The organism is Centipeda noxia ATCC 43541, assembly GCF_000160555.1.
Taxonomy (GTDB): domain Bacteria; phylum Bacillota; class Negativicutes; order Selenomonadales; family Selenomonadaceae; genus Centipeda; species Centipeda noxia.
Map to the genome: position 1 here is coordinate 472,187 of NZ_GG749280.1, position 19,492 is coordinate 491,678.

17 protein-coding genes are annotated in these 19,492 nt (G+C 60.5%); 9 read left to right on the forward strand and 8 right to left on the reverse strand.

Features of this window, described 5'->3' with window-relative positions:
• The 6 genes from HMPREF7545_RS06200 to HMPREF7545_RS06225 all read left to right on the forward strand — a co-directional run.
• The coding region (locus HMPREF7545_RS06200; protein WP_006694846.1) for an ABC transporter substrate-binding protein at positions 1-1,045 on the forward strand (1,045 nt) is incomplete at its 5' end.
• A 99-nt stretch (positions 1,046-1,144) separates the two neighbouring features.
• On the forward strand, positions 1,145-2,029 hold the full coding sequence (locus HMPREF7545_RS06205) for a branched-chain amino acid ABC transporter permease (RefSeq protein ID WP_006694847.1): 885 nt from the start codon (positions 1,145-1,147) through the stop codon (positions 2,027-2,029).
• 12 nt (positions 2,030-2,041) lie between these two features.
• Positions 2,042-2,992, forward strand: a complete 951-nt coding sequence (locus tag HMPREF7545_RS06210; RefSeq protein ID WP_006694848.1) for a branched-chain amino acid ABC transporter permease — start codon at positions 2,042-2,044, stop codon at positions 2,990-2,992.
• Positions 2,992-3,762 carry an ABC transporter ATP-binding protein gene (locus tag HMPREF7545_RS06215; protein WP_006694849.1) on the forward strand — a complete coding sequence of 257 codons (771 nt, stop codon included), beginning with the start codon at positions 2,992-2,994 and terminating at the stop codon, positions 3,760-3,762. Before HMPREF7545_RS06210 ends, HMPREF7545_RS06215 begins: the two co-directional genes overlap by 1 nt.
• A 2-nt stretch (positions 3,763-3,764) precedes the next feature.
• The gene (locus HMPREF7545_RS06220) at positions 3,765-4,514 is read left to right on the forward strand and encodes an ABC transporter ATP-binding protein (protein ID WP_006694850.1); all 750 of its coding nucleotides are present in this window, start codon (positions 3,765-3,767) and stop codon (positions 4,512-4,514) included.
• A gap of 158 nt (positions 4,515-4,672) precedes the next feature.
• Positions 4,673-5,317, forward strand: coding sequence for a CBS domain-containing protein (locus tag HMPREF7545_RS06225; RefSeq protein WP_006694851.1), 645 nt, complete (start codon positions 4,673-4,675; stop codon positions 5,315-5,317).
• A gap of 64 nt (positions 5,318-5,381) precedes the next feature.
• Here the strand turns inward: HMPREF7545_RS06225 and HMPREF7545_RS06230 are convergent, their stop codons facing one another.
• Positions 5,382-6,431: an FAD:protein FMN transferase gene (locus HMPREF7545_RS06230; protein WP_006694852.1), complete on the reverse strand. Its 1,050-nt coding sequence runs from the start codon at positions 6,429-6,431 to the stop codon at positions 5,382-5,384.
• Positions 6,432-6,473: 42 nt separating this feature from the next.
• On the opposite strand from HMPREF7545_RS06230, the gene HMPREF7545_RS06235 reads away from it, so the two are divergent.
• From HMPREF7545_RS06235 to HMPREF7545_RS06245, 3 genes are all read left to right on the forward strand, one after another.
• Positions 6,474-6,860 carry a GtrA family protein gene (locus tag HMPREF7545_RS06235; RefSeq protein WP_006694853.1) on the forward strand — a complete coding sequence of 129 codons (387 nt, stop codon included), beginning with the start codon at positions 6,474-6,476 and terminating at the stop codon, positions 6,858-6,860.
• A gap of 410 nt (positions 6,861-7,270) precedes the next feature.
• Positions 7,271-8,038 (forward strand): DeoR/GlpR family DNA-binding transcription regulator, encoded by a 768-nt coding sequence (locus HMPREF7545_RS06240; protein WP_006694854.1) that lies wholly within the window; start codon positions 7,271-7,273, stop codon positions 8,036-8,038.
• Between the two features lie 192 nt (positions 8,039-8,230).
• Positions 8,231-9,118, forward strand: a complete 888-nt coding sequence (locus tag HMPREF7545_RS06245; RefSeq protein WP_040571246.1) for a radical SAM protein — start codon at positions 8,231-8,233, stop codon at positions 9,116-9,118.
• A gap of 17 nt (positions 9,119-9,135) precedes the next feature.
• On the opposite strand, the gene HMPREF7545_RS06250 is transcribed toward HMPREF7545_RS06245, so the two are convergent.
• The 7 genes from HMPREF7545_RS06250 to HMPREF7545_RS06280 form a co-directional block, all read right to left on the reverse strand.
• Complete coding sequence (locus HMPREF7545_RS06250; RefSeq protein ID WP_006694856.1) at positions 9,136-11,808, reverse strand: cation-translocating P-type ATPase; 2,673 nt, start codon at positions 11,806-11,808, stop codon at positions 9,136-9,138.
• Between the two features lie 35 nt (positions 11,809-11,843).
• Positions 11,844-13,136 (reverse strand): PepSY-associated TM helix domain-containing protein, encoded by a 1,293-nt coding sequence (locus tag HMPREF7545_RS06255; RefSeq protein WP_006694857.1) that lies wholly within the window; start codon positions 13,134-13,136, stop codon positions 11,844-11,846.
• A 120-nt stretch (positions 13,137-13,256) separates the two neighbouring features.
• Entirely contained in the window at positions 13,257-13,802 is a 546-nt protein-coding gene (gene hpf / locus HMPREF7545_RS06260; protein ID WP_006694858.1) for a ribosome hibernation-promoting factor, HPF/YfiA family, read from the reverse strand.
• Between the two features lie 189 nt (positions 13,803-13,991).
• Positions 13,992-14,192 carry a cold shock domain-containing protein gene (locus HMPREF7545_RS06265; protein ID WP_006694859.1) on the reverse strand — a complete coding sequence of 67 codons (201 nt, stop codon included), beginning with the start codon at positions 14,190-14,192 and terminating at the stop codon, positions 13,992-13,994.
• Between the two features lie 273 nt (positions 14,193-14,465).
• Positions 14,466-17,204: a glycosyltransferase gene (locus HMPREF7545_RS06270; protein WP_006694860.1), complete on the reverse strand. Its 2,739-nt coding sequence runs from the start codon at positions 17,202-17,204 to the stop codon at positions 14,466-14,468.
• Entirely contained in the window at positions 17,201-18,088 is an 888-nt protein-coding gene (locus HMPREF7545_RS06275; RefSeq protein WP_006694861.1) for a tetratricopeptide repeat protein, read from the reverse strand. Before HMPREF7545_RS06275 ends, HMPREF7545_RS06270 begins: the two co-directional genes overlap by 4 nt.
• On the reverse strand, positions 18,075-19,481 hold the full coding sequence (locus tag HMPREF7545_RS06280; protein WP_006694862.1) for an O-linked N-acetylglucosamine transferase, SPINDLY family protein: 1,407 nt from the start codon (positions 19,479-19,481) through the stop codon (positions 18,075-18,077). The genes HMPREF7545_RS06275 and HMPREF7545_RS06280 overlap by 14 nt, the downstream gene beginning before the upstream one ends.
• Between the last annotated feature and the right edge of the window lie 11 nt (positions 19,482-19,492).

Here is a 19,492-nt window from a genome sequence, read left to right on the forward strand (position 1 = left end):
CGAGATGACGGGCAACACGGCGAACTACGGCACCTCGACGCTCGAGGGGCTGAAGCTCGCGATCAAAGAGGCGAACGATGCCGGCGGCGTAAACGGCAAGAAGATTGTCCTCGTCGAGGCGGACAACAAATCCGAGGCGGCAGAGTCCGTGAACGCGGCGACGAAGCTGATCTCCGACGATCATGTCCGCGCGATCATCGGGCCCGCGACGACGGCAAACGTCATCGCCGAGTCGCAGGTCGCCTCGGACAACAAGGTTCCTGTCATCGCACCGGATGCAACGGCGGTTGACGTTACGGTCGAGAACGGCGCCGTCAAGCCGTGGATCTTCCGCAGCTGCTTCATCGACCCGCAGCAGGGCGACGTTATGGCAAAGTTCGCGCTCGACACGCTGAAGGCCAAGACGGCCGTCATCTATCTCGACAACTCCACGGACTACTCCAAGAGCCTCGCCGCGGTCTTTGAGAAGGTCTTTACCGCGGGCGGCGGCAAGGTTCTCATGACTGAGGCCTTCCTCTCGAAGGATCAGGACTTTAAGGCGACGCTGACGCGTCTGCGCGCGGCGAATGCGGACGTCATCTTCGTCCCCGCCTACTATGAGGAGGTCGGCAAGATCGTCAAGCAGGCGCGCGAGATCGGCATCACAGCGCCCATCATCGGCACGGACGGCTGGGATGATCCGAAGGTCGCCGAACTCGCTGGCGCAGCAGCGCTCAACAACACGTATTTCAGTACACACTACTCGGACAAGGACGCGTCGGTTCGTCCCTTCATCGACGCTTTCCAGAAGGAATACAACCATGCACCGAACGTCTTTGCCGCCCTCGGCTATGATGCGGGCAAGCTCCTCGTCGACGCTTTGAAGCGCGCGGGCTCGGATGATCCCGAGGCGCTGCGCAAGGCGATCGAGGAGACGAAGGATCTCGTTGTCGGCACGGGCACGATCACGATGGACGCCCAGCACAACCCGATCAAGCAGGCGGTCATTCTTGAGAATAAGGACGGCGATCGCGTCGTCGTCGCAAAGATTATGCCGAGCATGTAATTATTCGGCTGACAATGCATAAGAGCCGCAGATCTGCGGCTCTTTTTCATAGGAATTACCGCTACATTGATTCCATCATTCCCAAAGGGAGGTTCATCTATGGAGTTTATGCAAGAGATTCTGCAGCAGCTCATCAACGGGATCTCGCTCGGCAGCATCTACGCATTGATCGCTCTGGGCTACACGATGATCTACGGCATCATCAAGCTCATCAACTTCGCACACGGCGACATCTACATGGTCGGTGCCTATCTCGGGTTCTACGCGATCACGCTCGGCATCCCCGTCCTGCCGGCGATCCTCATATCCATGGCGGTTACATCGCTGCTCGGCGTTCTCGTCGAGCGGTTCGCCTATCGGCCGCTGCGCCACGCGCCGCGCATCTCGGTGCTCATCACGGCGATCGGCATGTCGTTCCTGCTCGAATATGTCACGATGGCCATCGTCTCGCCGACACCGCGCACCTTCCCCGCAACGATCAGCGACATCTCCTTTGATGTGGCGGGACTTATCATCAGCGGGCAGCAGCTGCTCATCATGGGCGTGACGCTCGTACTCATGCTGATTCTGACCTATATTGTGCGCTCGACGAAGATCGGCAAGGCGATGCGCGCGGCATCCTACGACACGGAGGCTGCGCAGCTCATGGGCATCAACGCGGACCGCATCATCTCGATCACGTTCGCCATCGGCTCGGCCCTCGCCGCAGTCGCCGGCGTCCTCATCGGCATCTACTACAACGCGATCGACCCGCTGATGGGACTCATGCCGGGGATCAAGGCGTTTGTTGCGGCGGTCTTCGGCGGCATCGGCATCCTGCCGGGGGCCGTCGTCGGCGGTCTTGTCCTCGGCATTGTTGAGGCGTTTATCTCCGGCTTCGGCTTCTCGATGTTCCGCGACGCGGCGGCATTCGCCATCCTGATTCTCGTGCTGCTCGTGCGGCCTGCGGGCATCTTCGGCAAGAATGTCAAGGAAAAGGTCTGAGGAGGGGTGCTCATGAACATATTGCAGAAAAATGACCTCAAGATGCTCATTGTCGCCCTCGTCATCTATGCCGTCATCATGGGATTGACCGAGGCGGGGATGCTCAGCGCCTTTTGGCAGCTGAACCTCATCTTTGCGGGTCTCAACATCATCCTCGCGGCGAGCCTCAACCTCATCAACGGGTATACGGGGCAGTTCTCGCTCGGGCATGCGGGCTTTATGGCAGTCGGCGCCTACGTCGGCGTCGTGCTCACGACGAATTTCCAAATGCCGTTCCCCGTCGCACTTCTCGCGGGCGGCGTATCGGCAGGGCTTCTCGGCGCGCTCATCGGTCTGCCGACCCTGCGGCTGCGCGGCGACTATCTCGCGATCGCAACGCTGGGTCTCGGCGAGATCGTCCGCATCGTCATCATCAACGTTCCCTACGTCGGCGGTGCAGCGGGATTCAAGGGCATCCAGCATCTGACGAATTTCACCTGGGTGTTCTTCATCATGCTCGCGGCGCTCTTCATCATCAAAAATTTCGTGAATTCGCGCCACGGCCGCGCCTGTCTCGCCATCCGCGAGAACGAGATCGCGGCGGAGTCGATGGGCATCTACACGACGAAGTACAAGGTGCTCGCCTTCACCATCGGCGCGTTCTTTGCCGGCGTCGCAGGTACGCTCTTCGGGCACAACATGTACATCCTCAGCCCCGCCTCGTTCACATTCATGCAGTCATTCAACATCCTCATCATGGTCGTCATGGGCGGCCTCGGCTCGATGACCGGTTCGATTGCAGGCGCACTCGTCGTCACCTTCCTCTCGGCTGCGCTCGCGAGCTTCCCGAACGCGCGCATGATCATCTATGCACTTGCGCTCATCCTGCTCATGTTCTACCGCCCGCAGGGTCTCTTCGGCTATGTTGAGGTCACGTCGATGCGTCCGCTGAACCGTTTCTTCCGGAAAGGAGGCGCAGCGTAATGGCAAAGGATCTTTTGACGGCGACGGATGTCTCGATGGTCTTCGGCGGCCTTAAGGCGGTTGTGGATTTCAACGTGCACATCAAATACGGCGAGCTGCTCGGGCTCATCGGTCCGAACGGCGCGGGCAAGACGACCGCGTTCAACCTCTTTACGGGCGTCTACCAGCCGACGACGGGCGAGATTCTCTTTAAGGACAAGAGCATCGTCGGCCTCGCCCCCTATCAGATCACGGAGCGCGGCATCGCGCGCACATTCCAGAACATCCGCCTCTTCGGCGAGCTCACGGTGCTCGACAACGTCAAGATTGCGTACCACTGCCACATGAACTACGGTTTCATCGAGGCGGTGCTGCGCGTCGGCCGCTACTGGGAGGAGGAACGAAAACTCGAGGAGGAGGCATATCGTCTGCTCGAGATCTTCCACCTCGCGGATGCGGCACAGGAGAAGGCAAAGAACCTCCCCTACGGCGCACAGCGGCGCCTCGAGATTGCACGTGCGCTCGCGGCGCAGCCGAGCCTCCTGCTCCTCGACGAGCCGGCAGCGGGCATGAACCCGCAGGAGACACTCGAGCTCATGGAGATGATCCGCTGGGTGAAAAAGGAATTCGGCATCACGATTCTCCTCATTGAGCACGATATGTCCCTCGTCATGGGCATCTGCGAGCGCATCTATGTGCTTGAATACGGTGCGATCATTGCGAACGGCAGCCCGGAAGACATTCGGACGAATCCCGAGGTCATCCGCGCGTATCTGGGTGCGGAGGAATAACTATGGCAGATGAAATGAATACGAACGCAGCCGCCGCGAACGCGCCCATGCTCCGCATCGCGGATCTGCACGTCTATTACGGCGCGATTCACGCGCTCAAGGGGCTCTCTCTCGAAGTCAAGGAGGGCGAAATCGTCACCCTCATTGGGGCGAACGGTGCAGGGAAATCCACGACGCTCCGCACGATCTCGGGGCTGATTGCCCCGAAGAGCGGCACGGTCGCGTTCGAGGGCAGGAACATCGCCGGTACGAGAGCGCATGAGATTGTGCGCCTGGGGCTCTCACAGGTGCCCGAGGGGCGGCGCATCTTTGCCGAGATGACCGTGCTCGAGAATCTCGAACTCGGCGCGTTCATCCGCAGTGACAAGGACGGCATCGCAGACGATATGGAGATGGTCTTCGAGCGCTTCCCGCGCCTCAAGGAGCGCCGCACACAGCAGGCGGGCACGCTCTCGGGCGGCGAGCAGCAGATGCTCGCCATGGGGCGCGCCCTCATGAGCCGCCCGCGGCTGCTGCTCCTCGACGAGCCGTCGATGGGCCTTGCGCCGCTCCTGATCAAAGAGATTTTCTCCATTATCGTGGACATCAACCGGGCAGGCACAACCATCCTGCTCGTCGAGCAGAACGCAAACATGGCGCTCTCGATCGCAAACCGCGCCTACGTCCTTGAGACCGGCCGCATTACCCTGTCCGGAGATGCAAAAGAGCTGGCGGCGAGCGAGGATGTGCGGAAAGCGTATTTAGGGGGATAAGAAAGCGCATCATGGTCCCGCTCCCCCGTTGCTGACCGCCGCGGGGGAGCGGGGCCATGATGCGCCGCCGTTCTCCTAGAAAAAGAAGGAAAGCGCACCCGAAAGCGCGAATATAGAAAAAGGTATCTTTACGTTGCCATTGGCAAGGAGGGGCACTTATGTTTGTTGCCGATTGTATGACCAAGAATCCTGTCACCACTTCGCCGGACACAGGCATTGACGAGGCGGCAAAGCTCATGGACAAGGGGCATTTCCGCCGTCTGCCCGTCATGGATCACGGAAAGCTCGTCGGGTTCTTCACGAACCGCGATCTCCTGCGCGCATCGCCCTCGGCGGCAACTACGCTCGACCGCTATGAGATGCGCACCCTGCTCTCGAGGATCAAGGTTGCCGATGTCATGCAGAAGGACGTCATCACCGTCACGGATACAATGACGATTGAGGAAGCCGCGCTCATCATGACGCGCGAGAAGATCGGCGCCCTGCCTGTCCTCTCCGAGCTCGGCAAGCTCGTCGGCATTATCTCCTCCACGGACATCTTCCGCGCCTTCATCGCCGTCATGGGCCTCGACAGCGGAAAGACGCGCCTCACAATCGACGTTGCCGACCGCAAGGGGGTTCTGCGCGACATCTCGACCATCCTCGCCGATCTCGACATCAACATCGACAGCATGGTGACCATCCCGCAGCCGAGCGGCGCCTATCAGATCATCATCCGCGCCGACATCGCGGATGTGGACACCGTCAAGGACCGCCTCATGGCAAAGGGCTTCACCGTCAGCCACGTCACACATCTCGGCTGAGCGCCTTCATCTACAAAAAAACTCTGCCGCAGCCAAAGCGGCAGAGTTTTTTGTATGAAACACCTTATTCTCCGATCGGCTTCCCATCCGTCCCGATCAGAACGACGAGCGCGGCGGGGAAATCTGCAAGAAGGGCTCTGCCCTTCTCCGGTCCGAGCACAAAGATCGCCGTCGAGAGCATGTCAGAGAGCATCCCCATATGCCCTTTCCACGTCGGCAGTGTTTCATTGTCCTCAAGCGGAAGCGTAACCGTTACGGAGGAAAGCCCCGTATCGGCAGGATAGCCCGTATGTGGGTCAATGAGATGATGATAGCGCCGTCCCTCGGAGATAAAGAAGTGCTCATCGTCTCCTGACGAAGAGAGCACCTCATCCGACAGCGGCAGCACCATCAAGAGATCGGTGCGGTCCTCGCCGCGCGGATTGCGGATGCCGATCTGCCACGGGTCCCCTGCCTCATTCACGCCCACGGCAAGAATCGAACTGGTGCCGAGATCCGCCAATGCATTTTTGATCCCGGTATCCTGCCAGCTGTGCGCGATGCCGTCCAGCGCAAGCCCCTTGATGAGCGCGCCGCGGTCAATCTTCATACCCGCCTTCCGCAGACGCGCTTCATATATTGTGCGACCATTCTCCTCCGCCGTGCGCAGCTCGAGCTGCGCATAGCCGACACGGTCGCGTGCCGCTGCGATCTCTTCGGGAGGCGGCGGCTGTTTCTCTGTCCGCGCACGCTCCCACAACTCTGTCAGCGCGCCCGCCGTCACGTCGAACGCGCCGTCCGAGCGGCGCGCGATCTCCTGCGCGAGCGTCAGCGTCTCATAGAGCGCGGGTGAAATCTCCCGCCACTCTCCCGTCCCTGCCGCAGCTTCAACGGCGGCGAGCGCAGCTCCGTCCGCATCGCGCTCCGTCTGTGCGAGCACCGCCATTCCGTCGCGCAGGCCCGCCTGTGCCGTGATCTCATCCGCGCGCACGGTCAGCCGCGCCAGGGTTCCCATGGCGATCTTCGTGTCCTCTGCAGTCACGGCAGAGTTTCGTCCGCAGCCGCCGAGGATCAGAACCGCAGCCAAAAGGAAGATGGCAGGAATTTCGCGTGCTGCGAAGAATTTTAACAACATATATGCTCCTTTCGATGATCTATGATACTGCGAGGTACATCCATGCCGCGTTCCAGACTCTATGAAATCGCGCGCTTCGTCCTGGTCGGCGGCGCTTGCTTCGTCCTCGACTACGGGCTGCTCTACGTCCTCACCGAGTACGTCGGGCTCTACTATCTTCTCTCGGCGGGCATCTCGTTCTCCGTCTCCGTCTTCGTCAACTACTGGCTCTGCCTCGCCTGCGTCTTTCGCGGGGCGGATGCTCAGACGCGCCGTGCGAAAATGCTCTTCTTCGGCTCGAGCATCGCGGGGCTCGGGCTCAATCAGCTGCTCATGTGGCTGCTCGTCGACTTCGCCCACATCTACTACATGATTGCAAAACTCATCGCCGCCGGCATCGTCATGATCTGGAACTATGTTCTCAAACGACGCGCCGTGCTCGGTCATTGAGACTATTCTATCATCCCCGGCACCTCTGTGCAAACAGAGACAAAGGTCTTTCCCCGCAGCACATGAGCCGATCCGCATCCGATTTCCCATGCTGCGGCGAGATTTCCCGTTTCGCAGAGCGATCGCCTTCCCCTGCAAATGCCCCAATTTCACACGTGTAAAGACGCAGTCATACAATCTTTTCAATTCGATCACCATATAATCGTATGCCAAAAAGGATGAATGGCCGCGATTGTCTATTATAATAGAATATAGAGAATGAACTCTCTCCTATAAATTTAATTCAATAGATAAAATTGTCTTGCTATTTTATCTATTTTGCGTTACACTGAAAAAAAGGATGAACGGCTCATTGACAGCAGATATGTGAGCGTTATTTTATTCTTATCTGCGCAAAGGGAGTGAATATCATGTTTCTGGAGGAGCGCCAAGAGCTCATTGTCCGCATGGTAGAGCGTGACGGCAAGGTAAAGGTCAAAGAGCTCAGCGCAAAGTTCAAGGTAACCGAGGATTGTATCCGCAAGGACCTGGGGTCGCTGGAGCGCCAGGGGCGTCTCAAACGCACCTATGGCGGCGCTGTGAAACTGACACAGAGCATTCACATGATCGAGGTCAGCCGCCATCGTCACATGGATGTCGAGGCAAAGCGCCGCATCGCCCAGGCCGCCGTCTCACTCATCCGTGACAAGGACATGGTCTTCCTCGACGTCTCGACGAGCAACCTCGCCATTGCGGAGCTGCTGATGAAGAGCGACCGCGATCTGACAGTTGTGACGAATATGGTCGACGTACTCGGCGTGCTTGCGCGCAATCCCCGCATCGAACTGATCTTTGCGGGCGGGCAGATCAACCGCGGACGCGACGGATTCTGGGGCGGCATGACGCAGGAGTTTATCCGCAGGCTGAAGCCCGACATCGCCTTCGTCGGCGCAGTCGGCGTCGATGTTAAGGCGAACAGTGTCTCCACGTATGACATCGACGACGGCATCAACAAGGCGACGATCATTGCGCGCAGCAAGCGCTCCTATGTGTTGGCCGAGGCGCGCAAGCTCTCGACAGACGGCAACTACGACTACGCGCCGCTGAATGCGCTCGCAGGATTCGTGACGGATACGGAGCCGCCTTCCGATATCCGTGCGGCAGCAGCGGAGCTCGGTGTGGACATCGTTCTTCCGTAAACGCCATCGCATATCCGATTGTTCGGAACGTGAAGCCGAGACGGTCTTGCCGTCTCGGCTTTCTTGTGCGAAAATGGAGGCGGATGCGGGGGAAGCAGGCTGTCGTCTCCCAAAGCGCCCCTGCCGAAGAGGAACCGCGTAAGCGGCAGCGGGGGCTTCCATGCGAAAATCCAATAAAAAGGAGGGATATGTTTGGAGGATCTGCTCGATCGCTGCACGCTCTGCCCGCGGCGCTGCGGCGCAAACCGCAGCGCAGGACAACGCGGCTTCTGCGGTGCCGGACAAACGGTCCGCATCGCGCGCACAATGCTGCACCGCTGGGAGGAACCGTGCCTTGTCGGCGCGCACGGCGCGGGCGCCGTGTTCTTTTCGCACTGCACGCTGCGCTGCATCTACTGTCAGAATGCGGCGATCAGCCACGAGGGCGACGGCAGCGACGTGACCGAAGAGGAGCTTGCCCGGCTCTTCCTCAGCCTTGCACGGCAGGGCGCGGCAACACTCGATCTGGTGACGCCGACGCATTATACACCGCAGATTCTCCGCGCGCTCTCCCTGGCACGAAAAAACGGCCTCACGCTGCCCGTCGTCTGGAACACGAGCGGCTATGAAACCGTGGAAAACGTCAGGCGGATCGCAGGGGCTGCAGACATCTTCCTGCCCGATCTGAAATATGCCGCAGAGGAAAGCGGCCGTCTTTATTCCGCTGCGCCGGATTATGCTGCAGCGGCGCAGGCAGCCGTCACGGCGATGGTAAAGCAGCTCGGGCCCGTACAGTTCTCCGCGGACGGACAGCTGCTGCGCGGGGTGCTCGTGCGCCACCTCGTTCTGCCGGGACACCGCCGCGAGAGTATTGCACTCGTACGCTGGCTGTGGGAGAATTTCGGCGATCGGGTTCAGCTCAGCCTGATGCGGCAGTATACGCCGCTCTTCCGCGCGGCAGAGTTCCCGCCCCTGCATCGGCAGCTGACGACCTTTGAATACGAATCCGTTGTCGACGCGGCACGCGCGCTCGGAATGACGCGGGTCTACGTGCAGGGAGCAGAGGCCGTCGGCGCGCAGTACGTTCCGGATTTCAGGTAAGCCGCCGTTCATCGCCCTCACGCCCGCAGGCGCATAAGCCCCATCCAGAGCGCCTTCCGCAGAAGATCGACGGGGATCATGGTCGCCGCGAGGAGGAATACCAGACCCCATCCCGCGGCATGGATTGGGGTGCAGCTGAACATCCCGCCGATCCATAGGCCGACAGAGTGCGGGATATAGGCGGCGTTGATGATCGCCGCCATGATGAGGACAATGCCCGCCCATACCTTGAGGAAGCCGATATTCTGCCCAAGCCCGCGGAATATCCCGAACCCGACGGAGCGCACGTTGAAGCCGTTCATCAGCGCGGCGAGGACAAAGAACAGGAAGTACGCCGTGCCGTGTTCTGCCCGTCCCTCAAAGAATGCGGCGATGCGCGGGTCTGTCAGGAAGACGAAGCTGAGGATGACGAGCCACGTCCCCATCCAAACGATCTGCGCGTTCATCTCCGGCGTGATGAGCCCCGCATCGCGCCGGCGCGGCTTCTCGCGCATATAGCTCTCATGCGCTGGCTCGTTGCCGAGCATGATGGCGCCGAGGCTGTCCATGACGAGATTGATGAAGAGGAGATGCGTCACGCGCAGCGGCTCGATGATGCCAAAGAACGGAGCGACGGCGCTGACGACGACCGCTGCGATGTTGATGACGAGCTGAAAGCGGCAGAATTTCAAAATATTGTTGTAGATCGTGCGTCCGTAGAGGATCGCGTCCTTGATCGAGCGGAAATTATCGTCGAGGATGACGATGTCCCCCGCGTCGCGCGCAGCCTCCGTGCCGCTGCCCATCGCAAAGCCGACATCTGCGCGCCGGAGCGCCGGAGAGTCGTTGACCCCGTCCCCCGTCATGCCGACGACGAGGTTCATCGTCTGCGAGAGGCGCACGATGCGCGACTTGTCCGTCGGAAGCGCACGCGCGATAACACGCAGCTGGGGCAGAACGCGCTGCACCTCGGCATCGTTCATCTGAGCGAGGTCGCTGCTCGTCAGCACGAGATCGCTGTCCGCGCGCAGGAGCCCCGCCTCGCGCGCAATGGCAACGGCGGTCTCGCGGCGATCACCCGTCACCATGACAACCTGAACGCCCGCTTCCTGCACCTCCGTGATCGCTTCGCGCGCCTCGGGGCGCACGTCATCGCGGATGGCCGCAAAGCCGATGAGGACGACATCCTCGTTGATCTCGCTCTTTTGAAAGGGCTGCGCCGAATACCCGAACGCCAGCACGCGCATCGCACGCGTTGCATAGGCGTTTATTTTTTCGTTGAGCGCATCCGCATCGAAAGCCGCAAGCTCTCCCTCCGGGCGGAACGCATATTTTGCGCGCGCAAGGAGCGCTTCGGGCGCGCCCTTGTAGACCACAACACCACGCGCGGGCAGCTCCGCCTGGCTGAATTTATTCGTCGAGTTAAAGGTCTGACGCTTCCCTGCGCGGCAGTTTTCATCCGCCTGCATTGCGCGATAGGTCTCCGCTCCCAGAAAGCGCATGACCGCCTGATCGGTCGGGTTGCCTCCGACAACGCTGCCCGTCTCGTCATACATGGCGGCACAGTTCGTGCCGATCGCCGTCTTCAGCTTCCCATACAGGAGCGGGTGCCGTTCCAGCTCCTCCGCAGAAAGCACGATCCCGTCCGCCGTGAAGAAGTCGACGACCTCGAGCTGCCCGCCCGTGATCGTCCCCGTCTTGTCGCTGAAGAGGATGTTCAGCGAGCCCGCCGTCTCGATGCCGACGGCACGGCGCACGAGCACGCCGCGCGCGAGCATGCGGCTCGTATTCTGCATGAGCACGAGGGAAATCATGAGCGGCAGCCCCTCGGGCACAGCGCAGACAATGATGAGGATGGCAAGGGATACCGCCTGAATGAGATCGACGAAGATCTGACTCCAGCCGAGCATGACATACGCCTCGAGCCCACCCGCACGCAGCGCAAAAAACATCATGTAGAGCGAGATGATGCCGACGCTCGAGATGTAGCCGAACGCCGCGATCTGATCAGCGAGCTTCGCGAGTTTCACCTGCAGAGGGGAGTCGGGCTCGCGCGCCTGCATCTCCGAGGCCATGCGGCCCATCATGGTCTCGGTCCCGACGCGCCGCACCTCCATCACGCCCTCGCCGTCAAAGACGACAGCGCCGCGAAAGAGTGTCGCATCGTCGACAAAGGCATCGCCCGTAATCTCCTCCGGGAATGCGTAGGAGCTGTCCGCCGGTGCCTTCGGGCATTCCTCCGTCTCGCCGTTCAGTGCCGTGTTGTTGACGCGGAGCTCCCCTGCGATGAGCATGCCGTCCGCGGGGATCTTGTTGCCGCCCTGCAGGATCACGTGATCGCCCACAACGATGTCGTCCACGGGAAGGACGATCAGCCCGCCGTCGCGGCAGACCTTCGCCGTGTCCTTTGCCGATCGCACACGCAGGGCACGGTACTCCGTATCGCTCGCGACATTCGTCCGTGCCGTCACCGTTGCCACGATGATAACGGTCACGATTGTGCCGACCGGTTCGTAGATCTCCGCGTGTCCCGCGAAATACATGGCAATCATGAGCGCGGCCATCACGAGCAGGATGCGGATCATCGGGTCGCGGAACGTCGCGCGGAACGCCTGCCCGAATGTCGTCCATGCAGGCTCCGGGATGGCATTCGTGCCGTATTTCGCGCGCGACGCCTCCGCCTCAGCCGTCGTAAGTCCCGTGAATTTCATAAAACGCCTTTTCTAAGCGCCGTCCGAACGCACGATCAGGCGCGCACGGCGCGGATGAAATAGAAGACCAGATAGGCACTGACAGCAAGGGCAAGCCCCTCTCCGGCGCTGCCGTACAGGGGCGCAATGAATACAACCATGCTCAGGACCGCAACGCGCACGGGTTCCTCCCACGTCTCAGTCGTCCTCTCCCGCGCAGCGGCTTCGGCGGCCGCAGAGACGATATTCCGCCAGCGCGTCAGCCAGAGCACGATCCCCGTAACGATCATCGCCGCCGTCATGAGGATGAGGAGTCCCCAGAAAATCTTTTCGGCAGGCACGTCATGATTGTGAATATGAATATTCAGGAAGAACGGCGCCATTGTCAGCCACGGAGACACGGGCACAAAGAGCGGCTCTCCGCCGCCCGCCGGAAGGTATGCATGCTCGCCGAGCGCAAAATCCGTCGCGCGCACACCGGGATCGGCAATCTGGAAGATGTAGTACCCATCCGCACCCGCAGGCAGCCGCATGGAGATGACATCCTTGTGCGGATAGCTCGCCTGTACCTGCGCCAGCGCATCCGCGGACGGGATCATCTCCGCGCGCTGCTCCTGCGCTGCGAAATGCTCCACGGCGATGCTGTGCGCCGTGCGGTGATAGTCGCGCATCCCGACGGAATAGAGCACGATAAAAATACCGCTCACGCACATGACAACCGCCCACGTGCCGGCAAAGACAGAGGTCAGCTTATGCCAGTCCGACCAGAACAGGCGGCTGCTCTTTCGCCTGCGCGCGCCGAATGCGAGGTTCTTCATCATCGGCAGGTAGAGATAGATGCCGGTCACAATGGAGACAACCGAGAGTGCGCACATCAGCGCAAGGAAATCGCGCCCGCCCTCGCCCATCCCCATGCGGACATGCAGGACATGCATCGTATGCATGAACTCCTGCACAGCCGCGAAGCGGTAAACGCGGTCCCTGCGGTTAAAGACGCTGCCTGTGCGCACATCATACATGATCTGTTCGCCGCCCATGCGCATATGGGAGCGCGCCGCCTTTCCGCCGCGGTCCTTGACGAGGAAGTAGAGCGTCCCGTCTGACGCGTCCGGCGTTACGCCGAGGATTTCCTTGTCCGGGAATGCGCGCGCAACCGCCGCAGTTCCCTCCGGCAGCCCCTGCCAGATCTCCTCCATCGGCATAGGGCCCCCGCTCTCGGGCATATTCAGCGTGTTCCACGCATTGATCTCGCCGCGAAAGAGCAGCGGCAGTCCCGTCAGCGCCAGAAGCAGCAGGAACAGCGCACAGACGAGGCTCACCCACTTGTGAACGGCATAGATTTTTTGCATCCGTCTCCCCCGATTCCACACAGATTTTTTCATTACGTTCTATTATACCACAAAATGAGAGAAAAAGGAGCGCAAAAAAAGACGGCTGCACGCATCGGCACAGCCGCCCCCATCTGCAGATCAGCCTTCCTCGACCTCGATCGAGGCGTATTTCCCGTCATGACGCCCGTAGACTACGTTGACCTCCCCCGTCTCCGCATTGCGGAAGACGAAGAAGTGGTGGTTCAGCAAATTCATCTGCATGATGGCCTCCTGTGCATCCATCGGCTGCAGGGCAAATCGTTTCGTCTTGACGATTGGATAGATATCGTCCTCCTCCGGCACGGCCTGGGCAAAGGTCTCGACCGCCTCGGCCTTGAATCCGCCGTGACGGAAGCGGCGCTCGAGCTTCGTCTTCTGCTTGCGGATCTGGCGCTCGAGCTTCTCGATCACGAGATCAATGGAACTGTACATATCCTCGGAGTGCTCTTCGCCACGCAGCAGGACGCCGCGGACAATGGGCGCAGTCACCTCTACCTTGTGGTGCTTGCCCTCCACTGAGAGCAGGACCGATATCTCTCCGATGTTTTCGAAATACTTCGTGATCTTGCCGACGCGCTTCTCCACGTAGTCGCGCAGCGCCGGCGTCACCTCGACATTCTTACCCCGAATCGTGAATGCAGCCATGAAACACAGCCCCTTTCTATCCACGGGAGCGCCGTTCTCTATATCGCTCCCCTTTTATCTATGTATTTCGACGCAAACGGGAAAACCCCTTCCAGATTCCCTAAATTCTGATTTTTCTTCATACGCGCATACGTTTTTCTGCAAATGAAAAAGCCCGCTGTGTAAGCCGGGCTTTTCAAACCTGAGTTGCTACTCTTTTTTGATGACGTTGTCCGCCTGCGGACCGCGCGCGCCTTCGACGATATCGAACTCCACTTCCTGTCCTTCGCTGAGGGTCTTGTAGCCCTCGCCCTGGATCGAGGAAAAGTGTACGAACACGTCGTCGCCGTCCTCGCGGGAGATGAACCCATATCCCTTATCCGCGCTGAACCATTTTACCTTGCCCGTCATTGTCGGCTCTCCTTTCACTCAGAGAGAAATCCTGCTGCTGTCAGTGTTTCTCCGGACTCGCACGTATGCTTCCCTTTATTATAAGAGCCCTATGTATTACTGTCAATGGTCTATCACGAAACGCGGCAAAGAACGAGTATTCATACTCTTTGACCGTTGTCTCAGTCCGCTGTATTCACTCATGATAGAGATGAAAGGCGCCGTCGCAAAGCATAGGCCGAGGAAAATACGGATAAACAATCGTTTGGGCGCAGATATTCCGTCCGTATTTTCCTATAAATTCGGGAAGAATTTCTCCACGCGCTGAAGCCGCTCCCGTTCGAGCTCCTCCCTGCGCTCGAACAGCTCGCGATAGACCGCGGCATATTCGTCGATGTGCTGCGCGAGCAGGCGGTGCTCCGCCACATAGCGGTAGGCGTTCTCCGCGAGCATGCGCCGCAGATCGGCGCGCTTGACGAGGAGTTCAAGCTTCTGTGCGAACTCCTGCGGACTCCGATAGATCAGCCCCGTTTCGCCATCCTTCACCGTGCGTTCGTAGACCGTCGGCGCGGCGAGCACCGCCGCGCCGTGTCCCGCCGCCTCGATGAATTTCAGATCGGACTTGGCCCGGTTGAACGCTGTGTCATTCAGCGGCAGGAGAGCAATGTCCGAGGCATGCAGCGCCGCCGTATAGCGCTCGTAGGGAGCGACGATGCCGCCGTCCCGCACGCCGCCGATATACTCCTTCGCCGCCGTCTCGAGCTCCTCATAGAAGCCGCGGTCCGAGACGACGCAAAAGTACAGACGATCGCCGCAGCGGCGGACTGCCTCATTGATCGCCGGCATCAGCGGCTCCCAGTCCGGGCGGCGGTTCAGCGCACCGAAGAAGATCGTCACGCGGCTTTGCTCTGCGTCATAGGAGCGCGGTTCCGGCAGCTGCACGAGCTGATTTTCAAAGAGATAGACGTATGGGTTGAACGCGCGCAGGACATCCGCAAGATACGGCGTCGAGGTCTGCACAGCAGAGACGGCGCGGAACGAGAAGTAATTGTCGCCGACGCTTTTCTTGGAAATCTGCGGGTGATCGTCGATCTCTTGGAGGAGGATATTGCCGGCCTTTCCATACGCTGTCAAGAGACGGCTGACCTCCGAAGAACAGGTGATGGAGGCTCGTTCAAACAGGATAAAGCTGTCGTGAAGGCCGCCGAGGCGATATAAATTGAGCGCCTCATCCCCGCGCTGCACAGCTCCGGTCAACGAGACGATCCCTTTTGAAACCAACTGTCCCAGAGGCTTATCCAGGCGAATCGGCGCGCATTCCTCTACGCGGTTCATCATGATAATATGGAGAGACGGAATCCCCGTCTCATACTCGCGCCGCAGCGCCGGCGCCACCAGGGGCAGCAGGGGCTCAACGGATTCTTTGCACTCTTCCTGCAGGAATTCCAGCGCTGCACGATAGTCCGCCTCCTCGGTCAGGAATATGCGGCGGCGCCAATATTCCCCGATCAGACGGCGCCACTCGATGCGGCTGAGGACCACGGCATCGGGCTGCTGCCCCTCCTGTCCGCCGTGCCGCCGATACAGGCTGAGCGGTCTGCTGAACACGGCCGCATCCCCGTGCTCAAGGAGTTCCAGCCACATCGCACAGTCCGATATGGTCTCATATCCGCGCGACTCTGCACGCCAATAATGATGCGTCAGATCGCGCCGCCGAAACAGGACCGCCGAGGGCTCCCCCAAGAAATTGATGCATTTCATCAACATGATGCGTCCGGCGGCAGCGCCGTCAAACTGATTGTAGAGGCCGTGCAGCGGCAGCCCGTATTCCCACAGCCCCATGAACGTCCCCGCGCCGTCGATGGCGCCACGTACGGACGTGACAAGTGCCGTCGACGGATGCCGCAGAAAGAGATCGACCATCAGCGTTATTTTATCCGGCAGGAGGATATCGTCGTCCATGCACCACTGCAGGAACTCCCCCTGCGCCAGATGCTCGAACGGCATAAAGTTCTCCGCCTTGGTCCGCGCGTCTTTGTTCCGCACATAGCGTACGCGCAGATCGTCCCGGTATTCCATCATCAGGGCCTGCGTCCGGTCGTCCGTACTGTTGTCGCAGACGATGATCTCGATGTTCGGATAGACCTGTGCACGCGCGCTCTCCAGCGTCTCGCGAAAATATTCCGGGCGGTTATAGGTCGGAATCATAATGCTGACGAGCGGCGTACGAAGGAGAGCGCTGCGGCAGGTAGCCTGCACGAGAGCGGCGCCCTGCGTCCAGTCGATCGCCTCCAGAGCCTCCTGCCAAAGGGTCTCCGGCACACCGATATCGAGTCCCCAGCGCTCCGCGAGCGGCGTGCGCATCTGTGTGCGCGTGAGATCATAGAGATCGCAGATCTCCGCGCCCCGATGCGCAAGATAGACCGACGCACGCAGGAGGTGAAGCCCGGCGCATTTCAGGCGGAACGAGAGATCGAGATCCGCGCCGCCGCGGCCCTCAAACGACGCATCAAATCCACCTGCCTGCCGAAAAGCAGAGCGGCGCATAAGCAGGGCAAAATGCTCGAGGAAGAGGCTCTCCGTCGGATTGCTCAGATGCTTCTGCACCCAGAGAGCCGCATCCTCTCCCTCCGCCGCCATGCGCTCCGCATTCAGATACTGCCACGAGAACGCGGTTCGATTCGAAAAAGGACCCACGGCAGCAATCTGCGGGTCCAGCAGGAGGGTCTCCGTCATTTTTTGCAGGCCGTCCTGCGTGAGCACAACGCCCTCCTGCAGGAACAGCAGCAGTTCAGCGGACGCGGCATCTGCGCTGCGGTTGTTCCACGCGGCAAGGCTCTCCCCGGCGCAGGAAAGAAAACGGCACGGCACATCATGCAGCTGCTGCCGTGCCGCGCTCTCCTCTGTCTCCGCCGAAACAACGATCAGCTCTGCATCCACGCCGCATCCGACGGCGGAGGCGAGCGCCGCCTCCGCCGTCTCGCGCAGGTGCGTTCCCTCCGCTGCCGCGAGGATGATGCTGAGCGCGCTCATGATTTCAATGCGCGCAGCAGGAGGAAATCGGTCTTGCGCATCTTTGCCGCCAGCGCAATCGCCTTCTCATGATCTCCCATCTCATGCAGGAGCAGTGCCATGTTCCGAAGCGCGTCGATGTTGCCCGGATCGAGGCGGATCGTCTCCATGAGCAGGAGCTTTGCGCCCGCATAGTCGCCGTCCATATAGGCGACGCCTGCAAATGCGTTGAGTGCGCGGCACTTCTCCTGCGGGCGGATCTGCTTGCCGAGGATCTCCGCCGCCGTCGCCGCCGCATCAAACGCAGCGCTCTTTCCCCGCTCCGTGCCGCTCGAAGCAGCCGTCTGCAGCCCTGCAGATGGGGCAGTCCCGCATGCAGAACCGCCAAGTCCCAACAGGGCTGCCAGATGCGGATACTCCGCACGCGTGCGATCCGGATGAAGGCGCGCATCGAGTCCCGCGCGGCGCTCTATTTCCGCACGCTGAGCGCTTGTGAGTGCCTTGCTGTGCACCGCCGCAATATTCTCATAGAGTTTCAGCGCATCGTCCGTGCGCTTCTCGCGCTGGCAGATACGCGCAAGCAGAATGCGCATGTCGATATCCCCCGGCACACGCGTGAGCCGGTTCGTGACCCAATTGGCTGCACGCGTATAGTCGCCGAGCTCGAAATAGGCATGTGCAACATCGCCGAAGCACTCCGCGGGCGGATCTCCCTGTTCCAGCAGGTCGGCAAAGGCATTGATCGCCTCCGCATACGCCCCCTTTTCCATATGTGCACGAATCTGCTCTGCCGTCACAATCTTCTGCTCTGCCATGGTCGTTGTTCCTTTCCCATTTCGTTTCTCTTCCCGCTCCGCACGTTTCTTTTGCATGCGGTCTGCGCGGTTTTTCTTACGTTTCTTCATCAAGGTATCGCTCCCATATTGTTTCATACGCCGCTTCCACGCTTCGGACATACCCCGCGCCGTCCATCAGCGGCGATGCCCGCATCATGCGCGGAACAGAGGCATGCAGCGCCGTCAGCAGCTCCCTGTCCTGCGCAAGGAGCGCGGCCCGCTCCGCATACGCCTGCACGCTGTCTGCAGCGAGTTCGCCCAGTCCCGCATTCTGCAGGAGGCTCACGCCGAAGCGCGCGCCGTGGCGCGTTCCGGCGAGAGTTACGACGGGCAGGCCCATGCAGAGGGCCTCGCACGTCGTACCTCCTCCCTGATAGGGGTATGTGTCGAGGATAATGTCCGCGTCCAGATAGTCGCGGAGATAGTCTTTCGAACCGGGGCGCAGCTCAAGCCGCACCGGGTCAATCCCTGCCCGCTCCGCGCGCCGCTGCATACGGCGAAGTGTCTCCCTCTGCGGATGCACATTCTTCAGCAGGAGGTGCGCTCCGGGTACGGCGCGCAGGATCCCGCCCCAGATCTGCAGCATCTCGTCCGTGATCTTCGCAAAGTTGTTGAAACTCGCGAAGACAGGAGAATCATGCGGCACGCGCCGCAGATTTTCATACGTCCGAAACCGCTCCGACGGCGTAAAGCAAAGATGCGTCCGGGGCAGGCGCAGAATCCGCTCGGTAAAGAGCGCGTCCGTCTCCGGCGGGTCGCAGATCGGATCGCCGAGGAAGTAATCCATCGCGGCGAGTCCCGTCGTATTGAAGTACCCGATCCCGCAGATTTGAACAGGAGCAGGCTTATATGCCGCGATCTGCAGCGTCTTCCCGCCCGCCGAGTGCCCCGCGAGGTCAAAGAGGATATCCGTGCCGTCCGCATGGATCCGCTCTGCCGCCTCCTGCGGCGAAAGCGCCGACAGATCGGCATAGCCGTCCGCCATATCCGCCGCCCAGCGCGTCACCTCGGAGCGCTGGCCGCCCGCATCGTAGAGTCTGACCTCAAAGCGCGCACGATCATACGCCGAGAACAGCTGCACGGCAAAGTTCAGCACGATGTGATCCGTGATGTTCGGCGAGAGATAGCCGATGCGCAGCTTCTCCCGCCCGTGCTTTTCGTGCGGGAACCGCGGCACGGAGCCGATCATCGCCGCATATGAGGCGTGCGCGTCCCGCAGTTCCTCATCAGAAATGCCGTCGGCATAGTGAAGATACATCAGATAGTTGCTCAGCGCCGCAAGGCGCTGCTCATGATTCCTGCGCGGGAGTTCCCATGCGAGGCGCAGATGCGGCAGCGCCTCCTTCAGATCTGCCAGCCAAAAGAGGATCTGCCCCATGAGTTCATGGAGTTCTGAGCCTCGCTCCGCGGGGAACAGCCCCTGCTGCTCCATCCGCCGCAGTCGGACAAGCGCCTGCTCCATCCGGCCTTCTG